This window comes from Nguyenibacter vanlangensis, assembly GCF_013376155.1.
Lineage (GTDB): Bacteria > Pseudomonadota > Alphaproteobacteria > Acetobacterales > Acetobacteraceae > Gluconacetobacter > Gluconacetobacter vanlangensis.
Map to the genome: position 1 here is coordinate 1 of NZ_JABXXP010000053.1, position 10,329 is coordinate 10,329.

The 10,329-nt window shown below is 58.1% G+C and carries 9 protein-coding genes and 1 pseudogene; 6 read left to right on the forward strand and 4 right to left on the reverse strand.

Annotated features, from left to right (window positions below):
* Positions 1–73: 73 nt before the first annotated feature.
* Both HUK84_RS05385 and HUK84_RS05390 read right to left on the reverse strand, forming a co-directional pair.
* Complete coding sequence (locus tag HUK84_RS05385) at positions 74–364, reverse strand: hypothetical protein (protein WP_176639354.1); 291 nt, start codon at positions 362–364, stop codon at positions 74–76.
* 26 nt (positions 365–390) lie between these two features.
* Positions 391–2,811 (reverse strand): TonB-dependent receptor, encoded by a 2,421-nt coding sequence (locus tag HUK84_RS05390; protein WP_176639355.1) that lies wholly within the window; start codon positions 2,809–2,811, stop codon positions 391–393.
* Positions 2,812–3,252: 441 nt separating this feature from the next.
* Between HUK84_RS05390 and HUK84_RS23750 the strand changes: the two genes are divergently transcribed.
* From HUK84_RS23750 to HUK84_RS05415, 6 genes and pseudogenes are all read left to right on the forward strand, one after another.
* Complete coding sequence (locus tag HUK84_RS23750; protein WP_176639356.1) at positions 3,253–3,741, forward strand: flavin reductase family protein; 489 nt, start codon at positions 3,253–3,255, stop codon at positions 3,739–3,741.
* A gap of 72 nt (positions 3,742–3,813) precedes the next feature.
* A complete protein-coding gene (locus HUK84_RS05400; RefSeq protein WP_176639357.1) occupies positions 3,814–5,250 on the forward strand; it encodes a 4-hydroxyphenylacetate 3-hydroxylase family protein in 1,437 nt (478 codons plus the stop codon).
* A 30-nt stretch (positions 5,251–5,280) separates the two neighbouring features.
* A complete protein-coding gene (locus HUK84_RS05405; protein ID WP_176639358.1) occupies positions 5,281–5,661 on the forward strand; it encodes a cupin domain-containing protein in 381 nt (126 codons plus the stop codon).
* Between the two features lie 17 nt (positions 5,662–5,678).
* On the forward strand, positions 5,679–6,359 hold the full coding sequence (locus HUK84_RS05410; RefSeq protein WP_176639359.1) for a DUF2848 domain-containing protein: 681 nt from the start codon (positions 5,679–5,681) through the stop codon (positions 6,357–6,359).
* A gap of 122 nt (positions 6,360–6,481) precedes the next feature.
* A pseudogene (locus HUK84_RS23115) lies at positions 6,482–6,607 on the forward strand (transposase); the annotation flags it as partial.
* Positions 6,608–6,675: 68 nt separating this feature from the next.
* Complete coding sequence (locus tag HUK84_RS05415; RefSeq protein ID WP_176639360.1) at positions 6,676–7,584, forward strand: glycosyltransferase family 2 protein; 909 nt, start codon at positions 6,676–6,678, stop codon at positions 7,582–7,584.
* A gap of 5 nt (positions 7,585–7,589) precedes the next feature.
* Here the strand turns inward: HUK84_RS05415 and HUK84_RS05420 are convergent, their stop codons facing one another.
* Both HUK84_RS05420 and HUK84_RS05425 read right to left on the reverse strand, forming a co-directional pair.
* On the reverse strand, positions 7,590–8,573 hold the full coding sequence (locus tag HUK84_RS05420; RefSeq protein ID WP_176639361.1) for a hypothetical protein: 984 nt from the start codon (positions 8,571–8,573) through the stop codon (positions 7,590–7,592).
* An 8-nt stretch (positions 8,574–8,581) separates the two neighbouring features.
* The coding region (locus HUK84_RS05425) for a glycosyltransferase family 2 protein (RefSeq protein WP_176639362.1) at positions 8,582–10,329 on the reverse strand (1,748 nt) is incomplete at its 5' end.

Sequence of the window (10,329 nt, forward strand, 5' to 3'; positions counted from 1 at the left end):
CGTGATGATTTCCATCCGATCTTCCGCTCTTAAAAACGTCCTTAAGCTCGCTCTTAAGATCAGAAATCACACTTCACCCCTGCAAGGCGTCCTTCACCGGGTGGATACGGCGGTTCACAGAGACGTCGAAACTGGCAGTCGCAGACGCATTTTCCTGAGCCGGCCGGACCTTGATGGGCGCGTTCCGGTTACCAAAATACGCCTTGGTCACGGTGTACGCATTGCCGTTCGCATTGTGGTTCCCCACAAAGGATAAACACATGCCCGCGAATGAGGGCGTTGCCGCACCTGCCGTCGAGCCCGTCACGAGGGAGACACCAGCCAATCCCAGGAAGATGACAGCGTTCGATAGAAACCTCACCATACTTACCATCCAATATAGTTCAGAGATCAAAAGGAGGACGATATTGTACCCGTAATATTGAATCGAGGATATAAATAATAGGTCGCGCCACCGGACGATGCAATCGCGTTTCCATAGACTCCAAGTGTCTCGCGAGCGTTATTGACGACGCTTGCGACGCCCGTGCGGAGAAACGCGCCGGTGAGATTATTCGCATTCAGCCTGAACACGGGGTTTTTGAAGAATCCGACCCCCCTGAAACGCACACCAATTCCAAGTGAATTCGTGAAGTAATCGGGCATTTTTTCATCGTTCATGAACGACGCCCATTGAGAACTTGTGTAGTGAAGGCCAAAATCACCGAAGAACATCCCACGATCGTAGTTAATTCCGAAATTCGCCGTGTAGTGAGGAGCCTGAACCGCCTCTTTTCCCTTCGTGCGCAGATAATCCGTTCGACCGTTTTCCGCGGTCGTCTGAAGATTAGTGTCCTCTGTCGCGTGTAAATATTCGAAAGATACATACGGAGTGAAACCATATGTCCGTCGCCCGGACACCATTACGTCCACGCCGCGAGAGGTTTGATTGCCTGCGTTGAGGGTCTCCGCAACTGCAGTGCCATTCAGACTGACGTTGGTGGAAAGAAGGCGGTTAGTGATCGCATAATTAAATAACTCTACACTTGCGTACAGGTATTTACCGCTATGCCTGAATCCAAGCTCTTCGGAAATGACGTATTCCGGCTTCAGATTCGATTGCGAACCGACATAATGACCCGTCGATGCATCATAATACGTCGCAAGGCTCCCGGGATCCGGCAAACGGAAGTTTCCGGATCCATTAATGTAGATCTGGTTTTCGCTGTCCAGCTTATACGACATCAAAAGTTGCGGAAGCGGCGATGTCACGCTCTGGGTAGTCATTGTCCCGTTCGACACTTGCGCGTTGCTCAGAATCTCGTGGACGACCTTCACGCCTCCTTCGATATCCAGCCGATCATTCAATCCCGTCCATTTTCCCTGAACGAAGCCGGCATTGATGATGCTGGACGCATGGTTGACGTCGAACGTGTAACGATATGCCCCGCTTCCATCCCGAACGTAAAGCAGACGCCCGACATTGTCAGGCTTTGCGACCTCTCCATCGGTATTCAAAGCGGATTCCACCCAGTGTACGTTATCGTGATACTGCTCATACCAGTATCCGGCGTTGATGTTCAGTTTCTTTCCGAGATGCCAGGTCGTCTCCGCCACGACACCCCCTTTGGGACCACTATTGTTCCAAGTGGCGGCGCCAGGAATCGCCGAGGTCAGCAAGGATCCGCTCTCGCCGACGCTCAAGGGTACCACCTTCCCGCCGACTGTCGCCGTGGGTCCGATGAGCGCGCCGCCCCCCGGATTCCAGTGGCCGCTCTGATACGCAAGATAGGGCTTTATATCAATATCCAGAAACGACGCCATCTTAAGATGGGTCGGCATATCCGCCTGAAGCTGGTTATATCGATATTGATTTGTTGCGAAGTAAAGATTTGGATCCTGAGGATTATAGGTCGATCCCAGATGATAGTTGTCGGTCAGCAGGAGGTTATTCTTGTCTTCATGAAACTGAGCGGCCGTGGGAAACCTAAGCACCGCGACCGGGCTCTGATAATTCCACGATACCAACGGGCGTACGAATGACGACTGCCCAATGGGAGCATATGCGCCAAAATCCATATGGATACGATTTCCTGTCCCGGCTCCCTGCCAGTTACGGGCATGCGCATGCGACATGGAGTAAAAGGCTTTGATCCCCGAATTGCCGATTTCGCCAGATTCGAGACGAATATATTCGCGACTCAGATTATTTGTTCCGTAGGAGAAGTCCGTGAATCCGCCGCGCTTCGACGACGGCATTATGGGAGATTGCTCGAGACCGCCGATGGCAGCGCTCGTGATCGGCAATGCCAAGTCGACCGGCCCCGGTGTGTATTGGACGCTCTCTGTATCCTCGGTCTCGAAATTCTGGGTGGCATGTCCTGCGCCGGAGTTCGGCGCAACCCCGTCGACCGTGATGGCCATATCGGAGTCTGTAAGGCCTCGACTGATCAATTGGCCGCCGATCATCCCGGACGAGTCCGTCGTCGATGCGTTGATGCTTGGCTGATACTTGATGAGGTCAACCGCCGTCGAGGCGCCGCTCTGTCTCGAAATATAGTCCCTGGACACGCCTTCGATATTTTTTGGGGCGCTCGTAATGAGAATGGCCCCACCACCTTTTACGGCGTGTACTGAACCAGACACCTGCAATTCTTCCGGACGAGACCCCTGCCGCCCCGACAAAGGATGGCTGGCCGCCTTTGGACCTGCCGTGAACCTTTGATCAGACTTTTTCGCGTGCGCCGCTGCAGCCATATCGCAGTGAAAAGCGATTAGAGCCGTTGAGGAAACCAAAAAGAAACGACCGAGATATCGATAGCTCCACATCATTTCTACCCCATCCACGCATTATATTCAAAATTACCCGAAATAAGTATTTTACGCCGTCGAGCGTCGCCGAAGTGCCGAGACGCTCCAAAGAGACAGTCATAAGCCACGCGTCACTTGAACGTCGTAACAAGCACCATGCGTCCGCCAACGGGAGAGACGTGCGAGGCCGGTCGTCGCTTAGTCATAGAAAGAAAGATGGTCGGCCGCATAGATCGCTCACATACCTTTCATTGAAAGGTATTCCGTCGCGATTTGGATACCGGATCGTTCCGTATGTCAATCTAAATTTTATAGCAAGGACGGCGCAATTCCTCATTAATTTTGCGTTTTGGGCGGAAGGACCCCAGCTCCACAAGGCGTTTCCGGGCTCAAAAAGAAACCTTGACACAACGATATTACCTTTCTTACAAAGCTATTAGAACGTTAGAGTATGGTGCTTCCATGGATGCTAGAGAGCTTAGAAGAGCGTTCGGGCAGTTTGCGACCGGCGTTACACTTATCGTCGGCACCAGCGGTTCCGGCGAGCGAGCTGCTCTCACAGCAACATCGTTCAATACGGTGTCGCTCGACCCACCTCTTGTTATCTTTAGTGTCAAGAAAAGCACCCATCCAGGGAGGGTTTTTTCCGAGAGCGATAGCTTTCTGATCAATGTTCTTGGAGACACTCACCAATCCCTCTCGGACCTCTTCGGGCGGCCGGCGCCAATTTCCCAACGGGAAGCAATGCTTGATGCCATGACGCGCAACGGTTCAATCGGCGTAGCGGATGCTCTCGCCGTTCTTCGGTGCGAACGGTTTCTTGTTCAGGATATTGGAGAGCATTTTCTATTTGTAGCTCGAGTCGTTGACGTACAAACGAGAGAGGGGTGTCAACCTCTTCTTTTTTTCTCGAGTATGTATCATGGAATAAGAAGTATAAACGAACAATAATTTTCTATTTATATTAACTTTGCATTTTTATGCAAGCTCTCGCTCTTATGAGTCCGCAATGAAAGGATATCGATGAAAACCGGCGAGCACCATAGAGAGAGTCTGCGCGATGGCCGCGCAGTCTATATAAACGGCGAACGCGTGCCCGATGTTACGGTTCATCCGGCATTTGGACGCTCAATAGATACAGTTTGTGCGCTTTATGATATCGCATCGGACGAGCAGAACCGCGATCTAATGACGTGCAAAAACGAAGCCGGAGTGACCATCAATCGGATCTGGCAATTGCCTCATACCCATTCGGACCTTGTCAAGCGACGAGAAGCCCTTGAATTCTGGAGCATGCACCATGCGGGCTTTTTCGGCCGCTCTCCAGATCACGTAGCGTCGTGTATTTCCGGCCTCTATATGGGGCGGGATATTTTTGAGGCGGTTGATCCGGCACGCGCCGCAGCGCTCGTGGATTATTATCGCTATGCCAGTGAAAGTGATCTCTTTCTGACATACGTGATTATTAACCCGCAGGGAGACGTCCGGAATCCGGGCGATCAGCCCTCTACACGACGAATCGCGGCATCGGTTGTGGACCAAGGGCCATCAGGCATCGTCATCGACGGTGCGAAGATGCTCGCTAGCGGGGGCGTCATGGCAAACGAGGTCTTCGTAACCTGTATCCAGCCTTTGGCGCCCGGTGAGGAGGCTTTGGCGTTTTCTGCTGTTCTTCCAATGAATACGCCCGGATTGCGCATTCTATCCCGAAAGTCCTACGAGGAGGGCGCGTCGTCCGTTTTTGACAATCCGATGGCTAGCCGCTTTGACGAAAACGATGCCATTCTGGTTTTTGAGAATGTCACTGTCCCCTGGGAGCGGGTCTTCGTCCATAATGACCGAGATCTATGCGCGAAACAGTTTTTCGCGACTCCGGCCCATGTTTACCAGAACTATCAGGCGATGATCCGGCTCAAGACGAAGTTGACCTTTCTCGTCGGGATTGCACGCAAAATCGCACAGGTTAACGGAACAGAGCGTCTTCCCTCGGTTCGAGAGACGCTGGGACAACTTGCCGCGGACGTAGGAATGCTGGATGCCATGGTGGCCGGGATGGAAGCAAAAGGCGCGTCCTATGGTTCTTATTTCATTCCAGATCATCACAGCTTGTACTCTGCCCAGACAATTACCCAGAAACTTTATCCCCGGTTCATTGAGCAATTGCGCGATCTCGCCGGCGGAGGCGTCATCATGCTTCCTTCTTCATCTAAGGATATGGAAAATCCCGAGATGATGGAGTGGATTCGCAAAACGCAGGCTTCGCCGGTTCTTGATGCAGCCGATCGTGTCAAGTTCTTCAAATTGGCGTGGGACTGCATCGGATCAGAATTCGCTTCGCGCCATACGCAGTACGAAATGTTCTACGCGGGCGCAAGCTTCGTTCCCAAAAACCACTCCTTTCGAACGTTCGATTGGGATCGTTCGACCACTCTCGTCGATCAGATGCTGTCGTCTTACTGATCATTATTTCAATACACAGGGATATACATCATGGCGGTTACGAAAGAACATAAAGAATTCCATACGCTTGATATGAGCGAAGGCTGGGTTCAACCTCCGGCATACAAGGAAAACGTACAGGAGAAGATCCTTTCCGGCAGTCTTGATGAGGTCGCAAAGAAGGGTAGCCGTACGCGGCTTCTACGTTTTGCGCCCGGCGAATACACGAAGAAGCCCTTCGTTCATGATTATTGGGAGGAGGTCTATCTCCTCTCAGGCGATCTGACAGTAGGCAACGATGAGAACGGCAACGGTGGAATACCATTCCTGCCTAACACCTATGCCTGTCGGCCGCCAGGCGCTGTCCATGGACCTTTCAAATCTGAAGGCGGCTGTCTTCTGCTCGAAATTCATTATTACGATCCAGCCTGAAGGGAAAATTACGCCAGATGTTGAAATTTTCTCGAATCCGTGACAGTCGGTCCGATGTGATCTGGACTGAAATCGATCAACTTGTCGTTGCTGGCTGGGCCGGTCGTGACTCTGCGGCCATTGAGCATCACATTCAAGAACTTGAGGCGATTGGGGTTCATCGCCCGTCATCCGTGCCAGTGTATTACAGGGTGGGCAGTACGCTACTCTGTCAAAGCGAGCATGTTGACGTTCTGGGAACCGATACGTCGGGTGAAGTTGAACCGTTGCTCGTCGCGCTGGCCGACGGGCTATGGATCGGGCTGGCGTCCGATCATACGGACCGCAAAGCTGAGACGATAGGGATCGCTCTGTCGAAGCAGCTCTGTGTCAAGCCGGTAGCGCGGGAATTGTGGCACTGGGATGATGTCAAGTCACATTGGGACGAAGTCATTCTCCGCGCGTGGATCGAAGAAGATGGGCAGCAGGTCCTCTATCAGGAAGGGAATGTGTCCCTGCTGAGAACGCCCACGGACTTACTATCGGAATTGTCCAATACGACGCGCTTCATACCTGGCTCGGCAATGCTGTGCGGTACCGTGCCTGTTCATGGCGGGATCCGACCTTCGGCGTTCTTTGCGATGGAACTGGACGACCCGGTTCTCGGCCGCACAATCTCTCATTCCTACAGAGTTAATCAACTCCCAGTCGTTTCCTGACGCTGATTTTTGGTGGAATTATTTGCATAAGGAGAACTTTTAACGGCGTCTTCTTTCGCTAGAATTTGGAATCATTCGTGATTCTGCGTTGGCGGCCCTGCTTCAGAGCGTTGCTGACGTGAACCGTCGAGAGCCGCGCCCGGTATGGCCGGAGCCAGCTTTGCTGTCAGAGCGACCTGACGGAGGAAGACTGGTCTCTGATCGAGCCGCTGATCCCGGCTGCACGGCGCGGCGGCAACAAGCGGACGTGCGCGTTTCCAAACGGGGCAGCGGCGCGTATAAGGGTGCGTCGAGCATCGCACCATGAGGGTAGAGCGTGAGTTCCGGGATATATTCCGTTCTCGTTACATATAATCCTGATCTTTCGCGCCTTCGCCAGGTGGTCGCGGCGCTGGTCCCGCAGGTCGGGCGGGTCGTCATCGTGGATAACGGATCGCGCGGCGCCGCCGAGATCGGTGCCCTGGCGTCGGAGCATGGTCTGCGCTTCCTGCCTTTGCCGGAGAACCGGGGCATTGCCTTTGCCCAGAATGCCGGCATCGCGCAGGCCGAGGCGGACGAGGCGCAGTTCGTGCTGCTGATGGACCAGGACACCGTGCTGCAGGACGGGGCGATCGCCAACCTGATCGCGCTCTATCGGTCGCTGGAAGCCGACGGGGTACGGGTGGGCTCGGTCGGCAATGCCTATCGCGACGGGCACGACCAGAAGCTGAACACGATCTGGCGGGCCGAAGGGCGGCGGCTGGCCCGGCGCCTGCCCGAACCGGGCCGCGAGAGCCATGCCGAGGTCGATACCCTGATCGCGTCGGGCTCGCTTATCCCCCTGTCGGTCCTGCGGGAGGTCGGCGCGATGGACGCCGCCCTGTTCATCGACCTAGTGGACCTGGAATGGTGCTTTCGTGCCACGGCGCACGGATATCGTCATTTCATGAGCCTGCGGAACATCATGGACCATACGATCGGGTCGGGGCGGCTCAACCTGGGATTCCGCACGGTCACGCTGCATGCCCCGATCCGGAATTACTACCTTGTCCGGAACTCGGCCGTCCTTGCGGCGCGGGACTACATCAAGCCCGCCTGGCGGCGCTTCTTCGCGCGGCAGCTCTTCTTCTACATCCTGATCTACGGCACCGTGGCGGACCGCAACCTGACCCGCCTGCGCCTGATGCTGCGCGGCCTGTGGGACGGGGTGCGCAAGCGGGGCGGCGCCTGTCCGATTTCCGCGTAAGCGGCTCAACGGGCCGCAATACGCCACAGGACCGGGTGATCGCGCCAGGCGCCGGACGCCAGATAAGTGAGCAAGGGCCTGGCCATGTCCGCCGCGTCCGGCCCCCCGCGCGGCTCAGTCCGCTGGGCGAAGGCGCGCGCGAACTGCGCCATCCCCGGGTGCAACGGCGCCAGCCCGGGACTGTCGGACGCGCCGAGCAGCGCGTCGATCACGTGCCGGTGCCGGCCGGCGTGCCGCAACAGGCGTGACGGCACGGTGCGACGATCCAGCATGGCCGTCATCTGCCCGCCCGGACGCCTGGCCGAGCCCCTGTTCGAGCCGTCGGGCAGGCAGAGATAATAACCCGAGACGTCGAGCCTCATCAGGTCCTGCGCCGCCCAGGCCAGGGCCTGCTGCAGCCCGCCGCCCGGCCGGATATCGACCAGCGCCACCCGGTCGTCCGGGCCCAGCCCGATCCCCTGGAGCGTCCGCAGCAGCGCGCGGCGGTTCCGGCGGCACGTCTTGAGGATTTCCCTTTGCCACGCGCAGAGAAATCCGACCAGCCGCCCCTGGTCGGCCGCCGCCGGCGCGTCCAGCCCCAGATCCCGCATGACGGATTCCGCCGGCAGGGGGATGCCCAGACGCCCGAGTGCGGATAAGGACGCGGATAAGGGCCCGATCCGGGGCCCGACCTGGGGCAACGCGGCGCCGCACAGGGTGAGCAGACTGGGGAGCGAGCGGATGAAATTCCGCTCATCGATGCCGGCCAGCACGAGTTGCGCCGGCGGGCCGATCCAATGGAGATCCGGCGTACCGATTTGCGTGTGGCGGCCTTTGAGGCCGGGGGAGGCGACCAGGACATGCGCGATGCCGTCCTGGATCCGCCGCCGTTCCACCCAATTCAGGAACCCGGCCAGCGCGGGGCCGCCGATCGAAAATCCGATCTGCCGGAGGCTGTCCGCCTCCCCTGCCCCGTCCGTCGCAGGCGAATCTGTGGTTCGTCCGGTCATCGTCCCGCCTACGCCACGATCGCGAAAGGCGCGCCGTGCTGGCGCAGATTGGGATTGTACCAGGGATCATGCATCAGAAAACCGGGATGTCGCCGATAGAGGCGATGCCGTTCCCGATCGAGGCGCGCGCGGCGTTCGGCGCTGGCGGCATCCTGCCCGCGCGAGAGGGATTCGTGGTGCAGATAGATCGCGGCGGGACAGGACACATTGTACAATCCCTGTTCCAGCAAGCGGAAACAAAGATCGATATCGTTATAGGCGACCGGGAAATCTTCGTCGAATCCCCGCACGGCGTCGAATTTCGGCCGTTCGATCATCAGGCAGGCGCCGGTGACCGCCGACCAGTTATAATCGGCGATGTTGCGCAGGACATAGCCGGGATCGTCGGCGGCGTGGCGCAGGAACGCATGGCCGGGCCCGTCATCGAGATTGACGACACCGACATGCTGGACCTGCATCAGTGCGGGATAGAGCAGCTTCGCCCCGACCGCGCCGATATGCGGCAACTGGGCGTATCCCGCCATCCGATCGAGCGCGTCGGCCGTGTGCAATTCGGTATCGTCGTTCAGGAACAGCAGGATGTCGCCACGCGCCTGCCGCGCGCCGATATTGTTGAGTTCCGAAAAATTGAACGGCGCGTCGTGACGGATGACGCGGATATCGGTCCGTTCGTCAAGATCGGACAGGATGCGCAGCGTTTCGGGATCGGCCGACCCGTTATCGAGAATGACGATTTCGACATGGCGCCAGGACGCGCGCGCCAGGGATGCGATGCAGCGGGCGAGGACCGGGCCGTTGTCGCGCGTGGGGATGACGATCGAAATCAGCGGCGTGCCGCGCACGGCGTATCGGACCCGATCGTGGCACGGGGCCTGGGCGATCGGTTCGAGCATGGCCGCCAGGCCGCGGCGGCGGAACGCGTCCTGGCGGGTTTTGCGACCGGCGTCGCGGCATGGAGGCCGGTCGGGCGGATGCCGGTCATGGAACAATATCTGGGAAACGTGGCCGATATGCCGGGTCTGTTCGGTCACGCGAAGCGCCAGGTCCCAATGTTCGGCCCCTTCATGTTCCTCGCGCAGCGGCCCCGTGCGATGCAGCAGGCTGCGGCGGATGCAACTGACCCGGCCGGTATAAGGCAGGCTGAGCAGCGTGTCCGGCGACCAGTCCGGTTTGAAAAATGGCTGCGTGTAGCCGCCGTCCGGGTCGATCCTGTCTTCATCGGCATACAGGAACTCCGCGTCGCCGGCGGCGATGCGGGTCGCGAAGGCGTAGAGACAATCCGGCGTCAGCTCCTGGTCGGGGTCGAGGAGCACGACGAAATCACCCTCCGCCCGGCGGATCGCCGCGTTGATCGCCGCGATCCGGCCGCCGGCCGGCACATGCAGGGTCGTGATCTGCGGATGCGCGGTCGGGGGCATGGTTTCGGCGGGTCCGGCCAGGATCAGCGTCCAATGGGGAAACCATTGCGCCGTGACCGATGCGATCATCCTTGCCGTCGCCTCGGGCGCCCCCCAGCCGGCCGGCGCGACGACGGAAAAGGAAATCCCGGCCAGCGCCGCCAGGCGTTCGGCGAAGTCGGGCGGCCGGGCACGGGGCACATAGACATAGCCGGCCGGCGCGGCCTGCAGCGCATAATGACCGCCTTGTGCCGGATGGCAGGATGCGGGGTAGCGGGCCAGGTGGCGCAGGGGGGCGATGCGGCGGACAGCCCGGTCGGCCAGCACCTCGTCCAGCCGGCGGCGCATGGCCGCGAGAC

Excerpts from the sequence above, each read along its gene's own strand:
- HUK84_RS05420 (WP_176639361.1), bottom strand. The coding sequence starts at position 8,573 with ATGACCGGACGAACCACAGATTCGCCTGCGACGGACGGGGCAGGGGAG.
- HUK84_RS05385 (WP_176639354.1), bottom strand. The coding sequence starts at position 364 with ATGGTGAGGTTTCTATCGAACGCTGTCATCTTCCTGGGATTGGCTGGT.
- HUK84_RS05390 (WP_176639355.1), bottom strand. The coding sequence starts at position 2,811 with ATGATGTGGAGCTATCGATATCTCGGTCGTTTCTTTTTGGTTTCCTCA.
- HUK84_RS05410 (WP_176639359.1), top strand. The coding sequence starts at position 5,679 with ATGTTGAAATTTTCTCGAATCCGTGACAGTCGGTCCGATGTGATCTGG.
- HUK84_RS05405 (WP_176639358.1), top strand. The coding sequence starts at position 5,281 with ATGGCGGTTACGAAAGAACATAAAGAATTCCATACGCTTGATATGAGC.
- HUK84_RS05400 (WP_176639357.1), top strand. The coding sequence starts at position 3,814 with ATGAAAACCGGCGAGCACCATAGAGAGAGTCTGCGCGATGGCCGCGCA.
- HUK84_RS23750 (WP_176639356.1), top strand. The coding sequence starts at position 3,253 with ATGGATGCTAGAGAGCTTAGAAGAGCGTTCGGGCAGTTTGCGACCGGC.